Genomic DNA, 24,133 nt, shown 5'->3' on the forward strand with positions numbered 1-24,133 from the left:
CGTTGGGCCTCAGAAGCGGTAGGTGTAGCGCACTTCGCTGGTAAAGGGCCGGCCGAGGTTGTCCACCGCCGGCGCGCTGCTGGTCATGCTGGTGGTGTAGTCGCGGTCGAACAGGTTCTCCACCAGCAGGCTCAGGCGATGTTGCTGGGCCCTGTCGAGGTAGCGATAGGCATCGGCGTCCACCACCGAGTAGTGGCCGTAGTCGACCTTCTTCGCGCTGTCGATCTGGCCGATGTAGCGGATCGCGCCCCCCACGCCCCACTGACCATCCTCGGACTCGTAGCCCAGTCGCGAGCGGGCGAAGAAGCCGGGAATGTTGCTCAGGGTCACGCCGTTGCGCGACTCCAGCAGATTGCGGGTCAGGTCCGCCGAGAGGTTCCATCGTGGGCTGAACTGCCAGCGGCCGTCGACCTCCATGCCGCGCACCTTGATCCGCCCCTGGCCATTGACCCAGTGGATGCCATCGAGGGCAATCAGGTCGTCGATCTTGCGCTGGAAGGCCGTGACGCTGGCGTTGAACTCGCCGGCCAGCAGGCTGCCCTTGTAGTCCAGGCCGAGCTCGGCATTCAGGCTCTTTTCCGGCTTGAGGTTGCGGTTGCCTTGCTCGTAGTCCTCGTTGACGAACAACTGCTCGGCGTTGGGCAGCTTGAAGGCGCTGCCGTACTGGCCGCGCAGTTGCCAATGGGCGTTGAGGTCGTACAGGGAGGTGAGCATGCCCACGGTGGCGCTTTCGCCGCCGCTCATCTTCTCGTGGCGTATGCCCAGGCTCGGGTGCCAGTCGGGCAGCGCCGCGAACACCGGGCGCAACTGGGTGTACAGGGCATTGGCCTGGGCCTGGTTATTGTCGATCTTGAGCACATCGTCCTGGCCCTTGAACCACTGGTTGTCGGTGCCGAACACCAGCACATGGCCGCCGTCCAGCTCGGCCTTGCCTTCGGCCTGCAGGCCCCAGTCGGTGAAGCCCCAGTAGTCGTTACGGTTTTTGCTCACCAGGCGGCCGTCCTTGAGGCTGTCGATCTTGGTGTAGCGCGTGTCCCAGTCGTTGACATGGCCCTTGACGAAGTAGCTGAAACGCTCGCTCAGGCGCTGCTCGAAGGTCGCGGTGGCGATCTGCTGGATGCGGTCGTTGGTGGTCTTCTGGTTGTTCACCGGGCGGGCGAAATCCAGGTTGGCATCGCTGTACTGGTAGAACAGTTCCAGGCGCGAATCGTCGGCGAAGCCCTGGATCGCCTTGGCGCCGAAGGTGGTCACTTCATAGCCGCGTTTCTTGTCCCGGGTGCTGGCGCTGTAGGCGCTGTTGCGATAGGGCTGGTAGCCATCGGAGACGTTGTGGCTGACATAGGCCAGCAGGCCCAGGTCGCCGAAACCATTGCTGAGGATGCGCTCCACCCGGGCATCGCCGCTTTGCCCCATGAAGCTGTCCAGGCCCAGGTTGACCTCGCCGGAGGTGTCGCGGGTCTGGGGGCTGCGAGTGACGATGTTGATCACCCCGGACACCGCCTGGGTGCCGAACAGCAGGCTCTGGCCGCCCTTGAGCACTTCGATGCGTTCGATGGCATTGGCCGGCAAGGTGTCCAGGTACAGGCCGCCGTACAGACGGTTGTTCAGGCGTACGCCGTCCAGCAGGATCAGGGTGTCGTCGTTGCGGCCCCCCAGCAGTGAATAGGTGCCGTAGTCGAAGGGGCCGTTTTTCGGCGCGACGTAGAGGCCGGGGACGTACATCTGCAGCACTCGGGTGATGTCGCTGCTGGGGCCGGCGCGTTCGATCTGCTGGCGGTCGATGATCTCCACCTTGCTGCCGTACCGGGCCATTTCGGCCACTGTGGTGGACTCCACCGAAGGGGCGGAAACCCATTGCCGCTCCAGTGTCAGGGGAGTGTCGTCTGCCAGCAGCAGGGGGCTGAACAGGCAGCCGAGCAGGGCACCGCTGAGGGGGCGCCGAGGTGCACGCCAGTCGCATGCAAGGAAGGTGTCAGTTGTTGTCATTCTTGGTCTTCTCGAAAGTGACTTCGGGAAGCACGCAGGAGAAGGTATCGGCCACAGGCACGCGACCATACCGGCCCATGCCCGCCCACCGCAGGATTGCCAAACAGACGTTTCAGGCCGGTCTCCGGGCTTGCGAGTCTGGCGGCATTCGCCTTCCCATACCTTGGGTACAGTGGCGTGTTGAATGCAGCACTCGCTTACCGTTGCGGGGGCAGCACCGGACTGGCCCTGAAAGGGCGCACCGGTTTCCCGTTTCACCTCGTGCACGGCGGCATGAGGCACCTGAAACTGGGCGGCATATGAACATTCGCCCCGGCGTTCGTCAATCTCGTGGCTACAGGGGCAGGGCGGCGTCCGGCGCGAGGGCGATCCCGGACTGGCCCTGAGGCCGCGCCGGGCAGGCCAACAGTGGCACGGCGCGTACCGAGTCCCCTGGCTGCAGTTGCAGGCGCTTGGCGGTCAGGCGGTCCACCAGCAGGCAGCCTGAAACCAGGCGCCCGGGGGCGGCGGTGATGCGGCAGTTTTCCAGGCGGCGGTTGTGAATCAGCCACACCGGCGCCTGTTCGTCCGGGCGGCCCACCAGCAAAGGCAGGGTCTGGCTTTCGCGCACGCTGCGGATCTTCGCCACTTCGGCCTCGATCAGTGGCCCGCCGTCGAAGATATCGATGCAGCCCTGATGGCTGAAGCCTTCGTCGCGCAGGATGTTCACCGCCTGCTCGGTGCTCTGGTGGGCCTGGCCGATGGCCGCCTGGGCCTGTGGGCTGAGCAGGCAGGTGTACAGCGGCTGGCGCGGCATCAGTTCGGCGATGAAGGATTTGCTGCCATGGCTGGACAGGCGATTGGCCTGCTGGAAGTCCATCTTGAAAAAGTGTCGGCCCAGGCTGTCCCAGAACGGCGAGCAGCCCTGGCTGTCGAGTTGGCCACGCAATTCGGCCACCAGCTTGTCGCCGAACAGCGTCGGGTGCTCGGCGACGAACAGCAAGCGTGCAGTGGACAGCAGGCGGCCGGTGTAGCCCTGGCGCTGGTCGCGGCGCAGGAACAGCGAACACAGCTGGGATTGCCCGGTCATCTCGTTGCACAGGAACAGGGTCGGGATCTCTTTGTCGATACCCAGCCCCGGGGCTCTGCCACGGGTGATGCCGACCCGGTAGTTGTAGCAAGGCTCGCGCAGGCCGATGGCGCCGCTCAGGCCGCAGATGCCGATGATTTGCTGGTCGTCGTCCTCCAGCACGAACAGGTAGTCGGCATCGGCCCGTTCCACCCGGCTGGCGAAGGTGCGCTGGGCCCAGCGCAAGCGATGGGCCAGGCGCTCGGGGTCGGTGGAGAGGTTGTTCAACTCGCGACAGCTGCCCTCCAGCAAAGCCAGCACGCCGGGCAGATCGGTGACGCGGATCGGACGGACGATCATCGGTGCACTCCTTGCAACAGTCCCGGGCAGCGCAGAAGCGGCGGGCCACTCATAACGCGATTCCCCGTACCGGTTCGCCCGGTGTCACTTGCAGGGCCTGGAGCATCGACGGGTCGAGCCCGACCACATCGCCCGGGGCTTCATCCAGAGGCGCGACAATGGCGCGAAATCCCTGCAGTCGGTCATTGCTCAGCAACCAGTGGCGACCCTGGCCACTCTGGGGGCTGAGGTAGCTGGTCGCGACCCGGCTCTGAACGATCGAGCGTAGCTGGTTATTGCGCGCCTGCAGGGTCGGCCCGGCATCGAACAGGTCCACATACTGGGTAGGCGCGAAGCCCTCGTCGATCAGGATGTCGCAGGCCTCCCGCGCATCGGGGTGAATCCGTCCGATGCAGTCCTGGGCCGACGGCGGCAGCATCGGGATGTACAGCGGGTACTGGGGCATGAGTTCGGCCAGAAAGCCCCGGCCCTGAAGGGCGCACAGGCGTTCGGCCTCGATGTAGGGCAGGTCGAAGAAGTGCTGGCCCACCGCCTCCCAGAACGGCGACTCGCCGGCGGCGTTGCTGTAGCCGACGATCTCGCTGATGGTGCTCTCGGCAAAGCGCTGGGGGTGAGCGGCCATGAACAGCAACCGCGCCCGGGACGTCAGTTGCGCCAGGGGCGTGCCCGACAACGCCGGGTCCACGTGGAAGCTGCGCAGCAGGGTCTGTTCGCTGAGGTCCTGGCACAGGGACAGGGTCGGCACCCCGTGTTCGATGTTCAGCTCCCGGGAGCTGCTGATGAAGGGCCGGTTGCGCAGGCTGTAGAACGGCGCGGCAAAGCCCGCCGTGGCAAGAATGTCGGAACAGCCGTGGAGCAGGCCGCTGTCCGGGTCCTCGAGCACCAGAAAGTAGTTCTCCGGGCCCTGGCTGGCCTCGGTCTTGGCAAAGGACGCCAGGGAGTCGAGGATCCTTTCCCGCAGGTAGGTTTCGTCATCCACCAGGGACGTTACGCCCAGCAGGCGTTGGCGGGCCAGGCGCAGCAGTTGGGGCAGATCGAATAACGCCACGGGACGCAAAGCCAGCATGGGTGCACTCCTGTATCAAGGGCCGCTCGCCCCGGGGGGCGAACATGGGCCAGACATCACTGTCGGTTACCACGCAGTTCCACGGCCGCGGGATCCGCCGGCCTGTCCCCGGGCGGCTCTTGGCGGCTGCCTCGGGGGGAAGCGCGACGCCATCCGGCGCCGCAGGTAATTCACTTAGGGTTTGAGCGGATCGGGCAGGGCGGCACCGCTGCCCAGCTTGTTCAGCAGGAACAGGTAGACCAGCCCGGCGGCTATCCAGATGGCGCCGAGCTTCTGCGCATCCACGCCCATGTTGTACATGATGGCGCTGACGATCACGAAGCCGATCACCGGGCAGATCAGGTGGCGGATCACCTGGCCGGACTTCTGCCGGCGCCAGTAGAAATTGATCACGGTGATGTGCAGCAGCATGAAGCCGCTCAGGGCGCCGAAGTTGACCAGTGAGGTCAGGGTGTCCACCGAGTTGATGAACAGGTAGCAGATCAGCAGCGACAGTACCGCCACCAGGTAGATGCTGATGTGCGGGGTGTTGTGTTTCGGGTGGACCTTGGCCAGCACCTTGGGCAGCTTGCCGTCCCGGGCCATGCCGAACAGCAGGCGCGACACCGCGGCTTGCGAGGTGATGGCCACCGCCACGCCCCAGGCCAGCGCCGTGGCCACCCCGGTGAGGGTCGCCAGCCAACTGCCGGCGGCCAGTTCGGCGATCTCGTAGAAGGCGGTGTCGGCGGACTTGAAGCCCATGCCGGCGGCCAGGTCCGTGGCGATCCAGGTCTGCACCACGAAGATCGCCCCCATCACCACCAGGGTGATCAGGGCGGCGCGACCGACGCTGCGGCCGGGATCGCCCTTGACCTCTTCGGCGAGCGTCGAGATGGCGTCAAAGCCCAGGAACGACAGCACCGCAATCGAGACGCCCTGCATCAGCATGCCGAAGTGGAAGTTTTCCGGGCTGTACAGCGGCGCCAGGGTCAGTTGGCCGTTGCCGGTGCCGCCGTGCAGGGCGTTCCAGGCGTAGAACAGGAAGATCCCCAGGACCACCAGTTGCGCCAGCAGGAACAGGATGTTCATCCGCGCAGTGAAGGTGATGCCCCGCAGGTTGACGAAGGTGGCGCTGACCAGGAACGCCAGGATGAAGCCGACCTTGGGCACTTCCGGGTACAGGTGGTTGAGGGCCATGGCCGCGTAGACGTAGAGCAGCGGCGGGATCAGCAGGTAGTCCAGGAGCATCAGCCAGCCGGCGAGAAACCCGACATGGGGATTGAGGCCGCGCTGGGCATAGGAGTAGACCGAGCCGGCGATGGGGAAGGCGCGGGCCATGGCGCCGTAGCTCAGGGCGGTGAAGACCATCGCCACCATGCCGATGATGTAGGCCAGGGGCACCATGCCCGGGGCTTCCTGGTTGACGTAGCCGTAGACCCCGAACGGGGCGATGGGGATCATGAAAATCATCCCGTAGACCACCAGGTCGCGCAGGCTCAGCCCGCGCTTGAGTTCCTGTTTGTAGCCGAATTCTTCAATCTCCATGAAGCAGTTCTCCTTGTAGCCAATGTAAGTGGGCGCATCCGGCGGCGAGGGTCGTCATTGACGCCTCGCGCGCCGGTCTGTGTTTGAACCTGGCAGGGTTAAAGACACACCACAGCGGTTTTTCTTGTTGTTGTTCCTGTCCTGCAAACAGCCTTTGTTGCGTTCAAGCGTCTTTCAACATCCGTTACAGCAGTGGCGCCAGACAGTCGCTCCAGTGCTGCACCGCTTCAGGGCTGCGCAACAGGTCGTTGCGCACCTCGATCAGTACCGACTCCAGGCCCCGGGCATCACCGTGCACCGGCACGGTCATGTCGCTCAAGGGGTCGATTTCATAAGGCTGGTTGCCCGCCACCTTTATCGGCAGGGTCCACAAACCTTCCAGTATTCGCGCGGCGTAGGCGGTGGCGCTGCCATACAGCACGCCGACTTCCAGCGCGCGTGGCTGGCTGTAGTACACCGGGGTGAAGCTGTGAATCCCCACCACTCGTACCTCGCGCCCCTCGGCCAGGCGCCGGTCGATGATCCGCTGCAGACGCTGGTGGAACGGCGTGAACAGCTGCTGGCGGCGGTACTCGCGGGTGGCCTCGTCCAGGTGCTGGTTGCCCGGCACCTGATAGATCTCGCTTTGCAGCGGGATGCTGTCGGGGGCATGCCGCGGCCGGTTGAGGTCGATCAGCAGGCGCGAATAGTTGGCCGCGATCAGGGTCGCGCCCAGGGCCTGGGACAGGCTCTGGGCCAGTTCCAGGGCGCCCGGGTCCCAGGCGATATGCTCGCGGGCCGCCACCTTGTCCAGGCCCAGGTCGTGCAGGGCCGGTGGAATGTAGTGGCTGGCGTGCTCGCACACCAGGATCAGCGGATGCGTGGAGTCTTCGCGGAACAGGCGATAGGCCGGCTCGGTATAGAAACCGTGCTCGGCGGATTTAGTACAGGTGTCCATAGTGCTCACAGAGATCGGCAGCGGTCAGGTGCTCGGTCAGGGACACTTCCTTTTGTTTGACGGCGAAATAGGTGCTCAGCAGCTCCGGCGGCAGGGTCTGCAGCAATTCCGTGTTGCTGCGCAGGCATTCCAGGGCCTGGGTCAGGGTACTGGGCAGGGGGACGATGCCGCTGGCCAGGCGCTGTTCGGTGCTCAGCTCATCGGGGACCTTGTCGGTCATTGCGTTGAGCGGCAGCTTCTGTTCAAGGCCCAGGCGTCCGGCGATCAGGATCACGGCCATGGCCAGGTGTGGCGAGGCGGTGGCATCCAGGGCGCGGAATTCCAGGTTGTACTGCGGCGCCAAGGGCTTGCCGCCGATGTCCACGGTGGGGCAGATGCGCAGCGAGGCTTCGCGGTTGCGCAGGCCCAGGCAGGCGTAGGAGGCGCTCCAGTGATGGGGTTGCAGGCGTTCATAGGACAGCGGCGTCGGCGCGGTGAAGGCGCACAGTGCCGGCAGGTGCTTGAGCACCCCGGCGGCCCAGTGCTGGCCCAGCCGTGACAGGTCGTCGCCGCGGACCGCCTGGGGATCGTAGAGCAGTGGCGTGCCGTCCAGGTCTTGCAGGCTCAGGTGCAGGTGCACCCCGTTGCACACGGCGTCCGCCGCGGTCTTGGGGGCGAAGCTGACCCGTTGCCCCAGCTGCCGGGCCACCTCCCGGGTGATCTCGCGCACGTTCACCGCGCGGTCGGCGGCGGCCAGGCCCTGGGTCGGGCGGCAGGTGATCTCGTATTGCTGCTTGCCGTATTCGGGGAGGAACATTTCCGGTTCGACAGCGGCCGCCCGCAATGCCGCCAGCAGCCAGCCACCGAAGGCCGCGCCCTGGCGCTGGGCCTCCAGGGAGAAGGCCAGGTGCTCGCGCTGAGCGGCGCCGCTGTCGAGGTTGAATTCGTGCTCGAAGGCGGCGGTGATCTGGATGCCCAGCTCACGGTAGCGCTCGACCTCCTTGCGCAGCAGGGTGCGCGGGCAGGCGGCCCAGGGCTGGCCATCGGTCTGGCAGATATCGGCGTGAATGAAGTCCAGGGGCGCGGCCGTGGCATCCGGACCGGCGCCGACAGTGACCCGGCTGTCCAGGTCGGGTATTAGCCGCAGGTCGCCATAGGCGCCCCAGGGGTTGTCCTCGGCGATCAGGTCCTGGGGCGTCAGGGCGCTGTTGGCCGGCACCCAGCCACAGCCGCCGACCCGGTAGCGCTCCAGCTCGTCGCTGGGAAAGGAGCGGCCCCGGGTGACGCCGATCAAATCGGTGGTGACGATGCTGGTCATGGCCAGTGGCGTCAGGGCCTCGATGCCCTGGCCGCGGCTCATCCGCGGATCTCCCGCAGGCGGCCGAGCACGGTCTGGGTATCGGTGATCCAGCAGTAGCCCTTGATCGCATTCAGGCAGGCCTGGTGCCGAGTATCGCTATAGGTGGCGCAGGCGTCCTCGACCAGGGTCACCAGGTAGCCGCGGTCGGCGGCGTCACGCACGGCCATGTCCACGCACTGGTCGGTGACGATCCCGGCGACGATCAGGTGCCGGGTTTCCAGGTTGCGCAGCACGTAGTCGATGTTGGTGGAGTTGAACACCCCGGAAGAGGTCTTGGGCAGGACGATCTCGTTTTCCACCGGTGCCAGCTCGTCGATGATCGCTGCCTGGGGGCTGCCCTTGGGCAGGTGCATGTCCGACAGCTTGTGGTCCAGGGAGCGGTCACGGCCGTCGGCGGTTAGGCTTTCGATAATGGTGTGCAGCACGTTCTGCCGTGCTTCGCGCACTGCGGCCAGCAGGCGTTGCTGGTTGGGGATCACCTGCTCCCGGGCACGCTTGAGAAAGGCCTCGCCCTCGGGGCCTTGCAGGTGCGGGTCGAACTGCGGTTCGAGCCAGGCGCGCTGCATGTCCACCAGCAGCAGGGCCGTGTGATCGACGACGAAGGGCAAGTCCCGGGGCGAACGGTGGGGCAGGCTGAACATCCTTATTTCTCCTCCAGCACATGGGTATCAAATTGCGCCCGCAGGGCGTCGATGCCCTCCAGGCGTTGATCAAGATCGGCGCTGCGCGGGGTCAGGCAGGCGATCAGCGCCTCGACCTGGGCCAGCGCCGGCACCAGGGTGTCGAATGGCGACAGGGACTCCACCGGGGCACTGATGATCAGGTCCGCCAGCTCCCGCAGCGGCGAGGCATAGATATCGGTGAACAGCACCACCCGGGCGTTGCGCGCCTTGGCTGCGCTGGCCACCCGCAGGGCCTGGGACTGATAGCGGCGGTAGTCGAACAGCAGCACCACATCCTGGCGCTGCAGATCGAACAGGCGGTCCGGCAGTTGCGCGTTGTCTTCAAGAAAGAAACAGCCGGGGCGCATCAGCCGCAGGTGGTTGAGCAGGTAGTGGGCGAGGAAGCTGCTGAAGCGTCCGCCAAAGCAGTACAGCTGATGACGGCTGTCCAGCAGCCAGTCCATGAGTACGCGGATGTCTTCGGGCTGGGTCAGGGACTGGGTGTCGTGCAGGGCGCGCTGGCTGTCCGCCAGGTAGCGGCTCCAGGTATCGCCCTGGGCCACTTGTGAGCGTGGGCGCAGCAGGGTGCTAGGGGAGCGCAGGCGGTCGTCCATGTCGCTGAGCAGGGCTTCCTGGAATTCCCCGTAGCCGCTGAAGCCGAGTTTCTTCACCAAGCGCACGATGGTCGGGTCGCTGACCCCGGCGTGTTCTGCCAGGCGTGACATTGGCCCCAATCCGTTGCGCGGGTAGTGGTCGAGCAGGGCGCGCACGACTTTGCGCTCTGAAGGCGTCAGGTCGAGGGCGGGGTCGGTGATCAGGTCTCGGAGAGAGGGCATCGGGGTGCCTTGGAAGCTGAGTGTCGTTTTTGTTTCATAAAATGGCTAAATGATATTTATGTAATGGACGTTACATGTCTAGTGAAATTTGCGTTGGTGGTGAAATGCTCTGAAATGGGGCGGGGCGGGGTGGAGGCGGGGCGTGGCGGAGTGGAGTGGAGTGGAGGCGGGGGGACATATCCGTTGCTGCGGGTGGGGCGGTTGGCGGTTTCGCCCTTACGGCGAGTCACTTTGGAAAGAGCCCAAAGTAACCAAAGGCTCTTGCCCCTCCACTCGGTGCCTCGCCTAGGCTCGGCATGCCCGAACTCCGGCATTGATCCGTGGGCCGCCGCCACCGGCCATCCATGGCCGGGTGGCGGCTAACCCGGCATCCCTGCCGGGTTACCCACGGATCAATGCCTGCGTTCGGCCATCGTGGTTAACGGGGCGTTCAGATCAAGATCAAGAGCCAGACGGCGGCCTTGCGGCCGGCCTGAAGCTGGAGCGGTGTGTATTGCCTCCGTGTAGGAGCTGGCTTGCCAGCGAAGGCGTCCGCCCGGGCGCTGCAGGTCTTGCGGGCTTCTTCGCCGGCAAGCCGGCTCCTACAGGGAGCTGCGGTGGTTGGGCCTCCGTAGGAGCTGGCTTGCTAGCGAAGGCGTCCGCCCGGGCGCTGCAGGTCTTGCGGGCCTCTTCGCCGGCAAGCCGGCTCGTGCCCTGACGGAATGGTTCAACAAGGTGGGCAATGAGGCGCTGGGCGAAAGGCGTTCGATCAAGGCGCTCAGGCTTTGCCCACGCTGCCCACTGGTTGATCGAGGGGCGCTTTCTTTGGCCCGTCGCTATCCAGTTCGATCAGTTCGGCCAGGGGGACTGCCGGGGAGAAGATGTAGCCCTGGGCGCAGCGGATGCCAATGCTCTGGAGAATGTCGATCTGCTCCTGGGTTTCGACCCCTTCGGCCGTCAGTGTCGCCTGGTACAGGCGCGCGCTTTCCTGGGCGATGGAGACCGCGGTGCGCATCCGTTCATAGTGCAGCAGGGAAATCATCGAGTGGTCGATCTTCACTTCGCTGAAAGGATACTTGGCCAGGATGCTCAGGGCCGAGTAGCCGGTGCCGAAATCGTCCAGGGACAATCCCACGCCGTGATCCTTGAGCAGAAGCATGTTGTGCGCCACTTGCTGGGTGTCTTGCAGCAGGGTGCGCTCGGTCAGTTCCAGGGTCAGGCGAGCGCCGGGAAGCCCGGCTTCCTTGAGGCGCTGGATCAGCAGGACGGCAAAGTTGGCATCGCTCAGGGTCGAGGACGAGACGTTCACCGCCAGCGGTCCTTGGAGTCCGGCATCGATGTAGTACCGGGCGTCGCGGATCACCGCTTCGATGGTCGCCCATTCGAAGGCTTGCTGCAGGTCGTGGTGGCGGATCACTTCCAGGATCAGCAAGGGGGAAATCGCCGCGCCCTGGTCGTCCTGGGCCCGCAGCAGGGCTTCGGCGCCGATGATCGTGCGTTGGCTCAGGCAGAACTTGGGCTGGTAATACAGCGGCGGGGTGTTCGATCGCACCCACTCCAGCAGTTGCTGGCGGATGCGTTCGTTGTTTTGCGCCTGTTCGATCAGCGACTGGTGCAGGTACCGCACCGGCTGTCTGTTGTCCTGCAGGGCCAGGCTGATGTTGCGCAAGGTGACGTTGGCGCTGTCTCCGGCGCAGGCATCGATCACGCAGAACTGCAGCTTGGGCGACAGGCTGCCGTCGCTGGGCAAACCGGCCTGCAAGGTCATCTGCAGGGTGGCGAGCAGCGCCGATTCTTCGACCTGCTGGATGGAGCGGTAAGGCACCACCAGTGCCAGGCTCAGGTCCGAGAACATGAAGGCGCGGTGGGCGGCGCTGGCTTGCAGGGCATGGCTGGAGGCGCCGCTGCTGAATTCTTGCGCCAGGGAGATCAGCAACTGGTCGGTCCAGTCATGGCCGTGGATGGCGACCAGGTCCTTGAGGTTGCTGATTTTGATCACGATCAGGGTGTGGGGGATGCGCCGCTCTTTGTTTTGCTCCAGCATCTGGTCGAGGTGGTCGCGCAGGGCACGGCGATTGGGCAGTTGGGTGGTCGGATCGGTCAGGGCCTGTTGCAGCAGGCTTTGCTGGGCCAACTGGTAGCGCGCTTCGCGGCGCAGCATGGCGAATATCAGGATGATCATGGGCAGGGAGAGCAGGGTCGAGCTCAGTCGCAAGGACAGCAGTTGCGCGGTGATGCTGGAGCTGACCGTGCCCATCCAGTCGATGATCTGCATCGGGACGATGGTCGCGCCGAGTCGCATCAGGATCACCAGCAGCATGTCCTTCAGGCTCAGGGCGCTCAGGTCGCGGGTTTCGAACCAGCGATGGAGCAGCATGCCCCCCAGGGCCACCAGGCTAAAACTGAACAGCGCCTCTTCGAACTGCGCGGCGCCGGCAATCCAGTAACGAGCCAGTGCCACCAGGACCAGGCAGGTCATGCCGCCCCACCAGCCTCCCAGCAAACCGGCGAGAAACAGCATGTCGTTGCTCAGGAAAATCTTCACCGGGGTCTGCATGAACCCGGAGGCGAGGGCGATCAAGGCGGCGTTGCTGGTGCCCAGGATCAAACCCAGCAGGATCTTTTTCGACTTGATCAGGCGCTGGGCGTCCTGACGCAGCATCAGCAGGATGCTGAAGATCCCTACCAGGGCAACGTATTGCAGCAGGACGATGGGTTGGAGCGAGGCGTTGAGCGCAAGGTCGAGAGACAGGAGCTCCCACATACCGCTGTGCATGGTGTCGAGGTACCTGATTCGAGTCGAAGTGTGGGAACTTCGCGGAGAATAAAGGCGTACTGTTTGGGTTGCCTATAAGCCATTTCTTGTTTGGTTATCAGGCTTTTCTTGAGTTTCTGAGGAATTTTCAACCTGTCCCCTGCTGGGAAATAGCCCCGTGGTCGTGCTAAAAACCGGCCTCAGCCCTGATGTTCCTTTGTCGAGATAACCCCTTGCCGGCCACCCGTTTGACGCTGATCTGCCACGCCCGTACCGCCGCTCAGAAGCTGGGGCGCTTTCCCCTGGACGAAGCCGTGGAGATGGATTGGCAGGCCCAGGCCCTGAGCCGGGCTGCGCAGTTCAGGCACCACCCGCAGGTGCTGTGCGGGCCGGAGCGGCGAACCTGTCAGACGGCGGCGCTGTTCAGCGCAGCGCCGCAAGTGCAGGAAGCCCTGCGTGACTATGGCTTCGGCGCCTGGCAGGGGGTGGGGATCGGCGATCTGCAACGCCAGCAGCCGCAAGCCTTGCAGGCCTGGCTGGATGACCCTCACAGCGCTCCGCCGGGAGGCGAGTCGGTCGCCGGGTTGTGCCGGCGCGTGGCGCAGTGGCTGGAGCAGATGGCCCAGCGTCCGGGACACTGGTTGGCAGTGACCCATCCCTTTGTCATGCGTGCGGTGCTGCTGCAGTTGCTGCAGGCGCCCCTGGGCAGTTTCAACCTGATGGATATCGAGCCCCTGTCGCGGATCGATCTCAGCCATGCCGGTCGCTGGCGCCTGCGCCTGGATGGCCGTGACTGAGAGCTGTGCCCGGCGTTCGGGGCATTTCTCCGGGCGCCAAAGCCGCCCATACTTGCCCCCTGGCACAGCAGCGAGAACCGGATCCCCATGAAAACCCTCCTGATCATCGGCATCGGCGCCGGCAATCCCGATTTCATCACCATTCAGGCGATCAAGGCGCTGAACCGCAGTGACGTGGTGTTCCTGATGGACAAGGGGCCGAGCAAGGACTCGCTGATCGATCTGCGGCGCGAGCTGTGCCAGCGTTATCTCACCGAGCGTCCTTATCGCTTCGTCGAAGCCCAGACCCCGGAACGCCAGCGCGGCGATGTGGACTACCAGGCCAGCGTCCAGGCCCTGAACCAGGACAAGCAGCAGGTCTTCGAGCGGCTGATCAACGAGGAACTGGCAGAGGGCCAGACCGGTGCCTTCCTGGCCTGGGGCGACCCGTCGCTGTATGACAGCACCCTGCGCATCCTGCAGCAGATCCTGGCCAGTGGTGCGGCGCAGTTCGAGTATCAGGTGATCCCCGGCATCACCAGCGTCCAGGCCCTGGCGGCGCAACACAAGGTGGCGTTGAACCGTATTGGCCGTTCAGTGGAAATCACCACCGGGCGGCGTCTGGCGGCGGGACAGGTCGGTGATGCCGACAGCCGGGTGGTGATGCTCGATGCCGAGGACTCCTACCGCCAGCTGCGCAATCAGGACCTGGACATCTATTGGGGCGCCTACCTGGGCACGGCGGACGAAATCCTCATTGCCGGGCGCCTGGACGAGGTCGCCGACGACATCCAGCGGGTCCGTCGCCAAGCGCGCGAGGCGCATGGCTGGATCATGGATACCTACCTTCTGCGCAAACCGGAGCCTTAGACACTGGCCGGAATGGACGCCACCGGATAAGCGTGGTGTTCTTCGCCGGCAAGCCAGCTCCTACGAGGGGGATTTTTGGCCGAAGCGTTCGCGGTAGGCCGAGGGCGGCAGGCCCACCAGGCTGCGAAAGGCCACGCGAAAACTTTCCACCGAACGATAACCGCAATGCAGGGCGATGCTTTCCGTGGTCTGGCTGCCGCTTTCCAGCAGTTCCCGGGCCCGGGCCAGTCGCTCATGTTGCAGCCAGGCCTTGGGCGTGGCGCCGGTGGCGGCGCTGAAACGTCGCAGGAAGGTGCGTTCGCTCATCAGCGCTCGGGCCGCCAGATCGCTCACCGTCAGCGGCTCATGCAGGCGCTCCCGAGCCCATTGCATGACCTGCGACAGGTCGCTGCGCGGGGTGCGGCTGACCGGAGCCGGAATGAACTGGGCCTGGCCGCCGGTCCGCTGGGGCGACATCACCAGGCGTCGGGCCACGCTGTTGGCCACCCGAGTGCCAAAGTCCCGGGCCACCAGGTGCAGGCAGGCATCGATCCCGGCGGCGCTGCCGGCAGACGTGATCAGTTGGCCGGCGTCCACGTAGAGCACATCCGGGTCCACCCAGATGTCCGGGAAGCGCTCGGCCAGCTCTTGGGTGTAGCGCCAGTGGGTGGTGGCGCCCAGGCCGTTGAGCAGGCCGCTGGCCGCCAGAGCGAACACCCCCGAGCAGATCGACAGCAGCCGCGCGCCGCGGTGGTAGGCCCGGCGCAGGGCTTCCATCAGCTCGGGCGGCGGCGCCTGGTCGCGGCTGCGCCAGCCGGGAATGATGATGGTCCGGGCCTGCTCCAGCAGTTCCAGGCCGCCATCGGCCAGTATCCGGATACCGCCCGCGGCACGCATCGGCCCCGGGTCCACGGCGACGATGCAGTGCTCATACCAGGGAAAGTCGAACTCCGGCCGGGCCAGGCCGAAGATTTCCACGGCGATGCCGAATTCGAAGGTGCAAAGGCCGTCGTAAGCCAGGATCGCGACCAAGCCGGGAGGATTGTGCATTTGGCGGAAAGTTACCAGTGGGTGTCCGGAGCGCCACTTTAACGCGGTGGGGCAGGGCCGATAAAGTTCTTCCCACCTTAATCGCCACGTTCTGGAGACGCCCATGACCAGCCTGGTCCGCAGCATTGCCGCCGCCCCTTCGGCCATTGCCCTGATGCATTTTTGCAACCGCCTGACCTTTGAAACCGACTGCTCCGACGTCTACAGCAGCCAGGAGGCCGGTGAAGTGGATTTTGTCCTGGTGGATGTGCGGGGCCCCGAGGCCTTTGCCCGCGGCCATGTCCCCGGGGCGATCAACCTGCCCGGGCACTTGCTCACCCTCGAACAGCTGGCCGGTTATCCCCGCGACACCCTGTTCGTGGTGTATTGCGCCGGTCCTCACTGCAACGGTGCGAACAAGGCGGCGGTCAAGCTGGCGGCCCTGGAATACCCGGTCAAGGAGATGATCGGTGGGGTCACCGGCTGGCTCGATGAGGGCTTCGAGCTCAGCGCCGGGCAACCGCGCAGCGAGGGGCCGGATCTGTCCTGCGCCTGCTGAGGGGCCACTGCGCTGGCGGCGGCCCCAGGCTGCGGCTAGCGCAGGATGTGTCGGTAAAAATGGTCCGTTCTGAGGCGAACGTCGGGTGGTTCAGGGTCAAATGCACCACGCCGGGGCGAGGGGGAGGGCGCAGAATCGCGGTAGCGTGTTTTTTATAAGTATTTGTCGCATAAACACAATTTGCTTCCCGGGAGCCGCTCTAGACTGCTGGCCACTTCGATTTGCCCATAATCGAAACCAGCCAATAAAAGTCTCCGCCTCCTGGAGTTATAAATGAATAAGTTTGCGCTGTTTGGTGCTTTGGCACTGTCGCTGTTTTCCCTGACCGCTTCGGCCGATGAAGCCAAGCCGATCCGTATCGGTATCGAAGCCGGCTACCCACCGTTCTCGATGAAGACGCCCGACGGCAAGCTCACCGGTTTCGACGTGGACCTGGGCGATGCCCTGTGTGAGCAGATGAAGGTCAAGTGCACCTGGGTCGAGCAGGAGTTCGACGGCCTGATCCCGGCGCTGAAGGTGAAGAAGATCGACGCCATCCTGTCGTCCATGACCATCACCGACGATCGCAAGAAGAACGTCGATTTCACCATCAAGTACTACCACACCCCGGCGCGCTTCGTGATGAAGGCCGGCACCACGGTCAAGGACCCGCTGACCGAGCTCAAGGGCAAGAAAGTCGGCGTACTGCGCGCCAGTACTCATGACCGTTTCGCCACTGAAGTGCTGGTGCCGGCCGGCATCGACCTGGTGCGCTACGGTTCCCAGCAGGAAGCCAACCTGGACATGGTGTCCGGTCGTGTCGACGCGCTGCTGGCGGACTCGGTCAACCTCGACGACGGTTTCCTGAAAACCGACGCCGGCAAGGGCTTTGCCTTCGTCGGTCCCGAGTACAACGATCCGAAGTACTTCGGTGGCGGTGCCGGCATTGCCGTGCGCAAGGGCGACAAGGAGCTGGCAGAGAAATTCAACACGGCCATTACCGAGATCCGCGCCAACGGCAAGTACAAGCAAGTGCAGGACAAGTACTTCGACTTTGATGTCTACGGCGAGTAAGCCGCAGGCTGCAAAGCTTGGGTAAAAAAGGTGGCGCCCGTGATCCGGTCGCCACCTTTTTTGTGCGCCGCTGTTTTATTCTGCGCCACGCCTTTTTTGATCCCTGGAGCCACTATGCAACGCATCGACCATTCCTTGCCCTGGGGCCACCTGGGCACTGCGCGCCAGCTCAGCGTGTTTCGCTTCGGCAGCGGTGGCCGCAAGGTGTACATCCAGGCCAGCCTGCACGCCGATGAGCTGCCGGGCATGCGCACCGCCTGGGAGCTGAAGCAGCGCCTGACGGAACTGGAGCGCCAGGGGCGTTTGCAGGCTGTGATCGAACTGGTGCCGGTGGCCAACCCCATCGGCCTCGACCAGCAGGTTCAGGGCAGTCACCTGGGGCGTTTCGAACTGGGCAGCGGCAAGAACTTCAACCGTGCCTTCGTCGAGCTCAGTGGTCCGGTGGGCGACTTGATCGGCAAGCAACTGGGCACTGATGCCGCCGTCAATATCGCCTTGATCCGCCGCACCATGGTCCAGGTGCTGGATGAGCTGCCGGCTCCGGACTCGCAGCTGCAAGCCCTGCACCGATTGCTGCTGCGCCATGCCTGCGACGCCGATATCACCCTCGACCTGCATTGCGATTTCGAAGCGGCGATCCACCTCTATGCCTTGCCCCAGCACTGGCCGCGGTGGCAGTCCCTGGCGGCGCGTCTGAAGGCTGGGGTGGCGTTGCTTTGCGAGGACTCCGGCGGCAGCTCTTTCGACGAATCCTGCTCCTCACCCTGGCTGCGCCTGGCCCGGGACTTTCCCCAGGCGGCGATTCCCCCGGCCAACCTGGCCACCACCCTGGAGCTGGGCAGCATGGGCGATACCCGGGTCGAGCAGGCGCGAGCCAACTGCGAGGCCATCCTCGGCTTTCTGGCCGAGCAGGGCCTGATCAGTGGCCAGTGGCCCGCTGCACCGGATCACTGCTGTGAAGGCATGCCTTTCGAAGGCACCCAATACCTGTTCGCACCGCACCCCGGAGTGGTCAGTTTTCTGCGCGATGCCGGCGAGTGGGTGGAGCGCGGCGATGCCCTGTTCGAAGTGGTGGACCCCTTGAACGACAGGGTCAGCACCGTGCGTGCCGGCACCAGCGGCGTGCTCTTTGCCCTGGACCGCGGGCGCTACACCCAGCCGGGCATCTGGCTGGCCAAGGTGGCCGGCCGCGAGGCGATTCGCGCCGGCAAGCTGATCAACGACTGAACCGCCAGGGGCGACGCTGACGAGGCGCAGCAACTGGGTTGCCAGGGAACGCTCGGCTGCGTCGGCCCTCGATCCGCCATCGCGCCCTTCGCCGGCAAGCCGGCTCATACAGTAGATGTGTCCATGTCCCGAGTGTCCGTGTCTATCCGCCTGCTGTTCACCCTGTGCCTGCTGGCAGCCAGCTTCAATCACCTGCGCGCCGCCCTGGACCATGGGTTGCTCTGGGACTATGGCTATGGCGTCGACACGCCCCTGGCCAGCCGGGCCTTCTGGGGCGCCCTGACCTTTTTTGATCCGCTGGCGGCGTTGCTGCTGTGGGTGCGCCCGCGCTGGGGGTTGGTGCTGACCTTGGCGATCATCGTGCTGGATGTCGTGCACAACAGTTTCTATGTGGCGGCCCACAGCCAGTGGCTGGAAACCTTCTACCTGTCCCAGGCGGGGTTCGGGCTGGCGGTGCTGGTGCTGCTGCCTTTGGCCTGGAGGGGGCTGGGCTCACCCCCTGAGTCGAAGCGGGTCTACTGACCGAGGATGTGCTTCATCAGCGCCGCATGGCCGGCCTTGTCGGCGGCCCGGGAAATCACCTGGATCACCGCCATGCGGGTGCCGGAGCCGGCGATCAGGGTCGAGTTCAGGGTCTGGCCGCCGCCCTGGGTCGCGGTGCTGTCGATCTGCCGCACACCGAGGCCCTTGAGGGTCATGCTCTTTTCACTCTGCTTGCTGAAGTCCGGCAGCGCTGCGGCCTGTTGCGACAGGAACCCGCTGACCGCGGCATCGAGAAAGGCGCTGTCGTTGTCCTTGACCTGAGCCGCATTGGGAATGCTGTTCTGCGCGGCGATCACCACGGTGCGGGTGGTGGCGTTGGAATACAGAGTGCCGCTGGCGCCCGCGGTGCCGTCGGCCTCGCTGCCGGCCGGCAGGGCCGAGGCACTGAAGCCCTTGGGCAGGGTGAAGGACAGCTTGCCGTCGAGCATCGAGACTTTTTCTCCCGGCGCCGCTTTGGCCGCGGACTTGTCGGCGGCAACCGCGTTCAGCGCACCGAAGCCCGCCACTGCGGCGAACACCAGGACCAGGGCTTTTCTAGCGAAGGATGACATGCACAATCTCCGGGCATGGGATCAGGGGTGCGCATCATCCCACGGTCGTTACAGAAGGCTCCAGAAGGATTTTTCGTGGTGGATCAATGACCACAAGCTGTTTCGGTTCTTGAGGTCTACAAGACACCGAACAGTGGCAATCGGGTTTCTACTTCTCGGGGAGCTGGTTACGTATTGACCGGCCAAGTGCCGCGCCGAACCATCTCTTTGACTCGATCTGCGCCATTGGCACGGACTAGAAGTTCCAGCCTGGCCTTTTCGATGTCCTCAGCGCTCCACAACTCGGTTGCCATCGTGGCCTTCTCATGGGACCAGCCATTGTCGTAGTGACGCACCACATACTGCTGCTGGTACTCCCACATTTCAGTGCCAGGAATGGGCGTCACGATAAACGGATTGGCGTAGGCCATTCCCGCACCCATTAGGCTGACCGCGTAGTCGGTGGTTCTTTCTATCAATTCCAGGCTTTCGATAAACGGTTTGGCGCCCGGAGTGGCGGGCGGATTGACAAAGCCCAACATGAAACCGCCAGTGACTTGGATGCCGTGCGCGGTGAATATCTCGATGATTTCAAAGGTGGCTTGCTGAATCGCGTTGAAGCGCGACTTGTTGGAGTTGATCAGGCTTTCCTCGTTGGCACTCTCCACGGCGAGGTAGATGTTGTAGCAGCCGTTTTCGGCAATCGAGCGAATGAACTGCCGGGCTGTCAGTCCGCCCTTGATCGCGGCGATGACGTTGCGGTATTGCGGACTTTTCAGTTCCTGATCATCCAGCTCAGCGAGGAAGCGCTCTCCTTTGTGTAGCAGCACCAGATTGAACAGGCTCAGACCACCTTCTTCGACCCAGGGCAGGTTGTGTTTTTTCAGCAGGCGTCCCACTTCCATGGCATACAGCGGATCGTGCATCAGGTGGTCGTCCTCGATCAGTACCTCGCTCACGCCCTGACTGACCAGGTCCGCCAAGTGCAGGTCGAACCAATCCAACCCCAGGGCACGCCATGGGCCGTTGATCTTGGGTATGTAGCAGAAGTTGCAGTTCACATTGCAGCCAATGGTGGAGAAAATCTGTGCCCAGGCGCCGTGTTTGTGCACCCGAGCGCCGGAGGAGTGATAGGGCTGCAGATAGTGGTTCATATCCAGGAAACTGAAGTCGGGCAAGGGCATGACCCCAAGACGCTCCTCCAGACCCTGGCGGCCAGGGACAATGCTCAAGTAGCTGGATTTGCGCGACGGGCGAACCAGTTGTCCCTGCTGGCCACGATAGGCGACCCCCGGAACTGCATGAATGTCGCCGCCGTCATGGCTTAAGGCGTCAAGCAACAGGGTGAAGGCCCGGTCTGCTTCATTGATCAGGACAAAATCAAATGCGGAGTCCAGCAGCGCGTTCTGCCAATCGCCGCTGGAGTGCGCGCCGCCTGTCACCAGTACCAGGTTGGGATCAATGGACTTGATCAGATCCGCCAGCGCCCGAGCGTTGCCCCATTGCACGGTGTAGTTGCACTGGATGCCGACGATATCGGGTTGTGCCGTCTCGATGATGGTGCGCATCTGCGCATCGCTCAGGCCGTAGCGCAGCAGGTGTCCCTGATCGACTTGCACCAGGGGGGATTCCTGTTCCCAGCCAGCGAAGGGGGCGTCGACGATCTGTACGTCGTAACCGGCGCGCCTGGCCACTGTAGCGATGCGCAGCAGGCCGATGGGAGTACCTGCACGCTTCATCACTTCAAAGGTATCGATGCCGATTTGGGTGAATGCGCTGTCCTTCGGTGCCGGTTCGACCAGGCGCGTGTAGGGCGGAACGAATAGCAGCACTCTTGGGGCTTCGCCATGGGAGCGGCGGCGTGTGGCGCTATGGCTGGTCGTTCGGGAGGGGAGCCCCAGATGCTGCAGGGTCGCTCTGGTGGGGGCTACCGAAAAAAACGGGCCGGTACGATCGAGCCTCTCAGCCCCTTGGGAGGCAATCAGATGCATTTTTTGAGTTCCTTGTTGGTACAGAGAATCAGGCGCCGGAGGTGCGTCGACGTGAGGTAGCGATCACCGCTCCAGCGATGATGAGTAGCGCCGGTATGAGCAGGATCGGGTTGGCGTGGGTTTGGCCGACCAGGATCAGCAACAGGGTGGAAAACAGTGGGGCGAGATAGGAAAGCGCGCCGAGACTCGCCAGGTTGCCGTGTTTGGTCGCGTGATCCCATGCAAAGAACGCCAGGCCAACCGGGCCCAGCCCGAGGCCGATGATCGCCGCCCATTGCCCGTAGTCAGGCTGAACCGTGGTTTCGAACGCCAGGTGACAAAGCGCTCCGGCCACGGCCACCAGGCCGCAGATTGCCCCGATGATGCTGCTGGGAACGTTGCTGAAGCGTCGATTGATCACCGAGTAACCCGACCAGACCAAGGCACAGAGCAAGGCAGCCGCATAGCCAGCGATCGGCATGCTGGCCACGCCGGACTGTGAGCGTTGCTGCATGATGAACGCCGTACCGGCGAGCCCCAGGAGTGCTCCCAGCAGTTGTCGCGGGCGCAGTCGCTGGCCGCCACTGACACCGGCCAGCAAGACGATCAGCAGGGGCCAGAGGTAGGCAATCAGGCTGGCCTCGGCCGGGGGCGCGGCCTTGAGGGCGAAGAAATACAGCGCGTGATAGCCGAAGATTCCCAGAAAGCCTGTGGCCCACACCTTCCATGGCTGACGCCAGCCTTGAAAGCCCGCTGCGCCTCGCAGCCCGAGAATGACCAGGCTGGCCAGAAAGGCTACGGCAAAGCTCAGCGCCAGCAACTCAAAAGGCGGGATGCCTGACGTCAGAGTGGTGAGCAAGGCCAGGCAGGACCACAGAAACACGGCAATCACCCCAATGGCGGTTGCCGAGGCGGCAGATCTTGGGGGGGTGAGCGTTTTGGTAGACGTCGTTGCTTGTGTCATGGGTCCCGCCCGATGAGCGTTTCGAAGCGGGGATGATAGGAAGGACGGTCGGTCGGGTATTGGCCTGTGCTGCCTAATACTTGTTCCAGGCTGCATGTTTCAGCAGGTTATGGTGCGCCTTCGAGCCGATGCCGGTGTCAGGTTGCGGTTTTTTTTCAGCGCATGGTTCAAGGCGCTCTGGTCTGCGTAACCCACTCGATGAGCAATTTCCGTGATCGACAGTCGAGTATCGCGCAGCAGGTCAATGGCCAAGTCCAGGCGCAGCCGCGTCACATGGGCAAAAGGCGTGGTTTTCAGGTGTTGCTCGAAGAGTATGTACAAGCGTCGTTCGCTGGTGCCTGAGATTCGGGCTATTTCAGAGGCGGTCAGATGAGTGTCCAGATTGTTTTCGATATGGGTCAGCGCCCTGGCCAGGGTGAACTGTCCGTGGTCAGGGGTGTGGCTGTGGGGCTGGACCAGAGACGACATCAACAAAGTACTCCAGGATTGAGCCACCTCAGGTGAGCTGGTCAGCAATGGAACGCTGCGTGTGGCGTAGTCAAGCAGGTGACGAATCTCCGGTCTTACCGGAAAGAAGCTTTTTTCGTTGAGCCTCTTGATGGTTTCAGCTTCGAACTTTTGGGTGCGGGGCGATGAAAGCGGAACATCAAGGACCAGGAAAGTGTTTGCGGTACTGGCGGAAAAGGTATGAGAGCAACCTGCCGGGATGATCACGCCCTGGCTCCAGTCGACTTTGCCGCCACGGCCATCGACCTCTATCTCCATGGAGCCTGATTGCGGCAGCACGATCTGGTGATAGTCGTGGTCATGCAGCTCAATCTGGCCGGAGTAGGATCGCAAGGCCAATGAAGCCTTTGGGGGTTCTATGTTGCTCATCACACTCTTCCATAAGACTGACGACGCATGATGCATGAGTGCCTGAGTTCGGCGCCAGTCTCTGTATGCCGAGGTTTTGTGCCGGTTTATTTGCGGTTCAAGGATGTTGTCTGGCGGCGCAACTGATGGTGCTTCGCGCCAACAGGCGCTTGCTCAAACCCAGCACCAGCATTGACACCGCCACTGCCAATCCAAAGGCGAGCATTCCCAGTTTCGGCAGGGCCAGGGCCAGCACCAGGCAGAACGCCGCAAAGGAATACAGGCCGGTGCTCAGCGAGCGCAGCAGCACAGTGGTGAAGGCCACGCCGTGACTCTGGTGGGAGAACACCGCCAGCACGCTGCCGAGCACCGGAAAGACTGCGAGCATGCCGCTCCAGCGTTCGCCAACGGTGCTGGCCAGCAAGGTGACTGCCAGGGTCAGCAGGGCCCCGGCGAGCATGCGGTACACCAGCTTGTCCGACTGGGTGCCGGGCAGGGCGGGCACAGTCTTGACCCGGGGAAACACCCGGGGCGCCAGCAACAGGGCGCTGGCGGCACAGAAAATCGAGAACCCCAGGGAGGGCGGGACCTGGGCGATCACGCTGGCCAGCAGCACCCAGACCAGAGTGGCGATGCTCAGGGCTCCAGGCCAGGCCAGGGTCTGCGCGGCATGGGTGTAGGCAACGCTGAAAGCGATCATGGCGAACAATGCCGAGAGCGCAGCCACTGCGGCGTGGGTGGCGAACACCGGACCTTGCTCCAGGGCCAGAAACAGCAGGATCGGCCCCACCACCACGGGAAAACCCGCAAGCCAGCCGGCAACATTCGGCCCCCAGCGCTTGCTCGCCAGGGAAATCAACAGCAGGAATCCGGGAACTGTCAGCAGTTTCAACAGCAGCATGGGGGGGCTCGGTGGATGAACGGTGCGCCACCCTAGCATCCAACCCTGCATCTGACGCGTATCTGGCACGTGTATCTGGCAAAAAGCGAAGCACCGGAGAGAGCAGGCTGGTGCGGGTTTTTCTTGTACGAAACAATGAGGCTGAATCGGTTTTTGAACTTTTTGTACAAGTATTTACGGCTTTTATCGGGTTTTAATCGATAAAAGTTGTACAAAAATGAAATTCTCGTATAGGTTTTTCAGTGTGAGATGAGGTGATCACTGGCCAGTTTTAGCTGTCCAGGCTGTCACTCTCCACACTTTGGGGTTCCCGAGGTCAAGCCCTGGTGGAATCAGGGCTGGGCCAGTTGTGTGGTTGGTCACCTCGGGGCCCTCTTTTTCCCCT

Annotated in this window: 21 protein-coding genes and 1 riboswitch; of the genes, 6 read left to right on the forward strand and 15 right to left on the reverse strand. The window is 63.7% G+C overall.

The features are described from left to right. Window positions 1–9 precede the first annotated feature (9 nt). From DWF74_RS27050 to DWF74_RS27095, 9 genes are all read right to left on the reverse strand, one after another. On the reverse strand, window positions 10–1,986 hold the full coding sequence (locus DWF74_RS27050; RefSeq protein WP_240321969.1) for a TonB-dependent receptor plug domain-containing protein: 1,977 nt from the start codon (window positions 1,984–1,986) through the stop codon (window positions 10–12). A 98-nt stretch (window positions 1,987–2,084) separates the two neighbouring features. After that, a riboswitch (cobalamin riboswitch) is annotated at window positions 2,085–2,287 on the reverse strand. A gap of 33 nt (window positions 2,288–2,320) precedes the next feature. Further along, window positions 2,321–3,394, reverse strand: a complete 1,074-nt coding sequence (locus DWF74_RS27055) for an arginine N-succinyltransferase (RefSeq protein WP_102861857.1) — start codon at window positions 3,392–3,394, stop codon at window positions 2,321–2,323. 49 nt (window positions 3,395–3,443) lie between these two features. Beyond that, the gene (locus tag DWF74_RS27060) at window positions 3,444–4,460 is read right to left on the reverse strand and encodes an arginine N-succinyltransferase (protein WP_115582069.1); all 1,017 of its coding nucleotides are present in this window, start codon (window positions 4,458–4,460) and stop codon (window positions 3,444–3,446) included. A gap of 174 nt (window positions 4,461–4,634) precedes the next feature. Next, a complete protein-coding gene (locus tag DWF74_RS27065; protein WP_102861855.1) occupies window positions 4,635–5,984 on the reverse strand; it encodes an APC family permease in 1,350 nt (449 codons plus the stop codon). 184 nt (window positions 5,985–6,168) lie between these two features. After that, window positions 6,169–6,921, reverse strand: a complete 753-nt coding sequence (locus DWF74_RS27070) for an N-formylglutamate amidohydrolase (protein WP_115582070.1) — start codon at window positions 6,919–6,921, stop codon at window positions 6,169–6,171. Next, window positions 6,905–8,260 carry a glutamine synthetase family protein gene (locus DWF74_RS27075; RefSeq protein ID WP_115582071.1) on the reverse strand — a complete coding sequence of 452 codons (1,356 nt, stop codon included), beginning with the start codon at window positions 8,258–8,260 and terminating at the stop codon, window positions 6,905–6,907. Before DWF74_RS27075 ends, DWF74_RS27070 begins: the two co-directional genes overlap by 17 nt. After that, window positions 8,257–8,901 carry an isochorismatase family cysteine hydrolase gene (locus DWF74_RS27080; protein WP_102861852.1) on the reverse strand — a complete coding sequence of 215 codons (645 nt, stop codon included), beginning with the start codon at window positions 8,899–8,901 and terminating at the stop codon, window positions 8,257–8,259. Before DWF74_RS27080 ends, DWF74_RS27075 begins: the two co-directional genes overlap by 4 nt. A 2-nt stretch (window positions 8,902–8,903) precedes the next feature. After that, window positions 8,904–9,758 (reverse strand): MurR/RpiR family transcriptional regulator, encoded by an 855-nt coding sequence (locus DWF74_RS27085; protein WP_102861851.1) that lies wholly within the window; start codon window positions 9,756–9,758, stop codon window positions 8,904–8,906. Window positions 9,759–10,515: 757 nt separating this feature from the next. Then, window positions 10,516–12,513 (reverse strand): bifunctional diguanylate cyclase/phosphodiesterase, encoded by a 1,998-nt coding sequence (locus DWF74_RS27095; RefSeq protein WP_115582073.1) that lies wholly within the window; start codon window positions 12,511–12,513, stop codon window positions 10,516–10,518. 212 nt (window positions 12,514–12,725) lie between these two features. Between DWF74_RS27095 and DWF74_RS27100 the strand changes: the two genes are divergently transcribed. Together DWF74_RS27100 and cobF are read left to right on the forward strand one after the other, a co-directional pair. Beyond that, window positions 12,726–13,289 (forward strand): histidine phosphatase family protein, encoded by a 564-nt coding sequence (locus DWF74_RS27100; RefSeq protein ID WP_115582074.1) that lies wholly within the window; start codon window positions 12,726–12,728, stop codon window positions 13,287–13,289. Window positions 13,290–13,376: 87 nt separating this feature from the next. Continuing rightward, window positions 13,377–14,138, forward strand: coding sequence for a precorrin-6A synthase (deacetylating) (gene cobF / locus DWF74_RS27105; protein WP_115582075.1), 762 nt, complete (start codon window positions 13,377–13,379; stop codon window positions 14,136–14,138). Between the two features lie 60 nt (window positions 14,139–14,198). Here cobF and ftrA read toward each other — a convergent pair whose 3' ends face one another. Further along, complete coding sequence (gene ftrA / locus DWF74_RS27110) at window positions 14,199–15,167, reverse strand: transcriptional regulator FtrA (RefSeq protein ID WP_115582076.1); 969 nt, start codon at window positions 15,165–15,167, stop codon at window positions 14,199–14,201. Between the two features lie 103 nt (window positions 15,168–15,270). Here ftrA and DWF74_RS27115 point away from each other — a divergent pair, with 103 nt between their 5' ends. The 4 genes from DWF74_RS27115 to DWF74_RS27130 all read left to right on the forward strand — a co-directional run bounded on the left by DWF74_RS27115 (window position 15,271) and on the right by DWF74_RS27130 (window position 18,507). Then, entirely contained in the window at window positions 15,271–15,705 is a 435-nt protein-coding gene (locus tag DWF74_RS27115; RefSeq protein ID WP_115582077.1) for a rhodanese-like domain-containing protein, read from the forward strand. A gap of 273 nt (window positions 15,706–15,978) precedes the next feature. Then, a complete protein-coding gene (locus tag DWF74_RS27120; protein ID WP_102864119.1) occupies window positions 15,979–16,758 on the forward strand; it encodes an ABC transporter substrate-binding protein in 780 nt (259 codons plus the stop codon). Window positions 16,759–16,872: 114 nt separating this feature from the next. Next, the gene (locus DWF74_RS27125) at window positions 16,873–17,985 is read left to right on the forward strand and encodes a M14 family metallopeptidase (RefSeq protein ID WP_102864120.1); all 1,113 of its coding nucleotides are present in this window, start codon (window positions 16,873–16,875) and stop codon (window positions 17,983–17,985) included. Between the two features lie 123 nt (window positions 17,986–18,108). Beyond that, complete coding sequence (locus DWF74_RS27130; protein WP_205413467.1) at window positions 18,109–18,507, forward strand: hypothetical protein; 399 nt, start codon at window positions 18,109–18,111, stop codon at window positions 18,505–18,507. On the opposite strand, the gene DWF74_RS27135 is transcribed toward DWF74_RS27130, so the two are convergent. From DWF74_RS27135 to DWF74_RS27155, 5 genes are all read right to left on the reverse strand, one after another. Further along, a complete protein-coding gene (locus DWF74_RS27135) occupies window positions 18,501–19,079 on the reverse strand; it encodes a hypothetical protein (protein WP_115582079.1) in 579 nt (192 codons plus the stop codon). The two genes, DWF74_RS27130 and DWF74_RS27135, sit on opposite strands and share 7 nt — an antisense overlap. A 167-nt stretch (window positions 19,080–19,246) precedes the next feature. Continuing rightward, window positions 19,247–20,890, reverse strand: a complete 1,644-nt coding sequence (locus tag DWF74_RS27140) for a B12-binding domain-containing radical SAM protein (RefSeq protein WP_240321970.1) — start codon at window positions 20,888–20,890, stop codon at window positions 19,247–19,249. Between the two features lie 187 nt (window positions 20,891–21,077). Continuing rightward, window positions 21,078–21,992 carry an aromatic amino acid exporter YddG gene (yddG, locus tag DWF74_RS27145; protein ID WP_115582081.1) on the reverse strand — a complete coding sequence of 305 codons (915 nt, stop codon included), beginning with the start codon at window positions 21,990–21,992 and terminating at the stop codon, window positions 21,078–21,080. A gap of 99 nt (window positions 21,993–22,091) precedes the next feature. Beyond that, on the reverse strand, window positions 22,092–22,868 hold the full coding sequence (locus tag DWF74_RS27150; RefSeq protein WP_115582082.1) for a helix-turn-helix domain-containing protein: 777 nt from the start codon (window positions 22,866–22,868) through the stop codon (window positions 22,092–22,094). 97 nt (window positions 22,869–22,965) lie between these two features. Next, window positions 22,966–23,748, reverse strand: coding sequence for a hypothetical protein (locus DWF74_RS27155; protein ID WP_115582083.1), 783 nt, complete (start codon window positions 23,746–23,748; stop codon window positions 22,966–22,968). Window positions 23,749–24,133 lie beyond the last annotated feature (385 nt).

The sequence above is a fragment of the Pseudomonas protegens genome (genome assembly GCF_003363755.1).
GTDB lineage: Bacteria > Pseudomonadota > Gammaproteobacteria > Pseudomonadales > Pseudomonadaceae > Aquipseudomonas > Aquipseudomonas danubii.

Bases quoted from the DNA above. Each gene is read 5' to 3' on its own strand.
- DWF74_RS27050 (WP_240321969.1), bottom strand. From the start codon at position 1,986: ATGACAACAACTGACACCTTCCTTGCATGCGACTGGCGTGCACCTCGG.
- DWF74_RS27055 (WP_102861857.1), bottom strand. From the start codon at position 3,394: ATGATCGTCCGTCCGATCCGCGTCACCGATCTGCCCGGCGTGCTGGCT.
- DWF74_RS27060 (WP_115582069.1), bottom strand. From the start codon at position 4,460: ATGCTGGCTTTGCGTCCCGTGGCGTTATTCGATCTGCCCCAACTGCTG.
- DWF74_RS27065 (WP_102861855.1), bottom strand. From the start codon at position 5,984: ATGGAGATTGAAGAATTCGGCTACAAACAGGAACTCAAGCGCGGGCTG.
- DWF74_RS27070 (WP_115582070.1), bottom strand. From the start codon at position 6,921: ATGGACACCTGTACTAAATCCGCCGAGCACGGTTTCTATACCGAGCCG.
- DWF74_RS27075 (WP_115582071.1), bottom strand. From the start codon at position 8,260: ATGAGCCGCGGCCAGGGCATCGAGGCCCTGACGCCACTGGCCATGACC.
- DWF74_RS27080 (WP_102861852.1), bottom strand. From the start codon at position 8,901: ATGTTCAGCCTGCCCCACCGTTCGCCCCGGGACTTGCCCTTCGTCGTC.
- DWF74_RS27085 (WP_102861851.1), bottom strand. From the start codon at position 9,758: ATGCCCTCTCTCCGAGACCTGATCACCGACCCCGCCCTCGACCTGACG.
- DWF74_RS27095 (WP_115582073.1), bottom strand. From the start codon at position 12,513: ATGCACAGCGGTATGTGGGAGCTCCTGTCTCTCGACCTTGCGCTCAAC.
- cobF (WP_115582075.1), top strand. From the start codon at position 13,377: ATGAAAACCCTCCTGATCATCGGCATCGGCGCCGGCAATCCCGATTTC.
- ftrA (WP_115582076.1), bottom strand. From the start codon at position 15,167: ATGCACAATCCTCCCGGCTTGGTCGCGATCCTGGCTTACGACGGCCTT.
- DWF74_RS27115 (WP_115582077.1), top strand. From the start codon at position 15,271: ATGACCAGCCTGGTCCGCAGCATTGCCGCCGCCCCTTCGGCCATTGCC.
- DWF74_RS27120 (WP_102864119.1), top strand. From the start codon at position 15,979: ATGAATAAGTTTGCGCTGTTTGGTGCTTTGGCACTGTCGCTGTTTTCC.
- DWF74_RS27125 (WP_102864120.1), top strand. From the start codon at position 16,873: ATGCAACGCATCGACCATTCCTTGCCCTGGGGCCACCTGGGCACTGCG.
- DWF74_RS27130 (WP_205413467.1), top strand. From the start codon at position 18,109: ATGTCCCGAGTGTCCGTGTCTATCCGCCTGCTGTTCACCCTGTGCCTG.
- DWF74_RS27135 (WP_115582079.1), bottom strand. From the start codon at position 19,079: ATGTCATCCTTCGCTAGAAAAGCCCTGGTCCTGGTGTTCGCCGCAGTG.
- yddG (WP_115582081.1), bottom strand. From the start codon at position 21,992: ATGACACAAGCAACGACGTCTACCAAAACGCTCACCCCCCCAAGATCT.
- DWF74_RS27150 (WP_115582082.1), bottom strand. From the start codon at position 22,868: ATGAGCAACATAGAACCCCCAAAGGCTTCATTGGCCTTGCGATCCTAC.
- DWF74_RS27155 (WP_115582083.1), bottom strand. From the start codon at position 23,748: ATGCTGCTGTTGAAACTGCTGACAGTTCCCGGATTCCTGCTGTTGATT.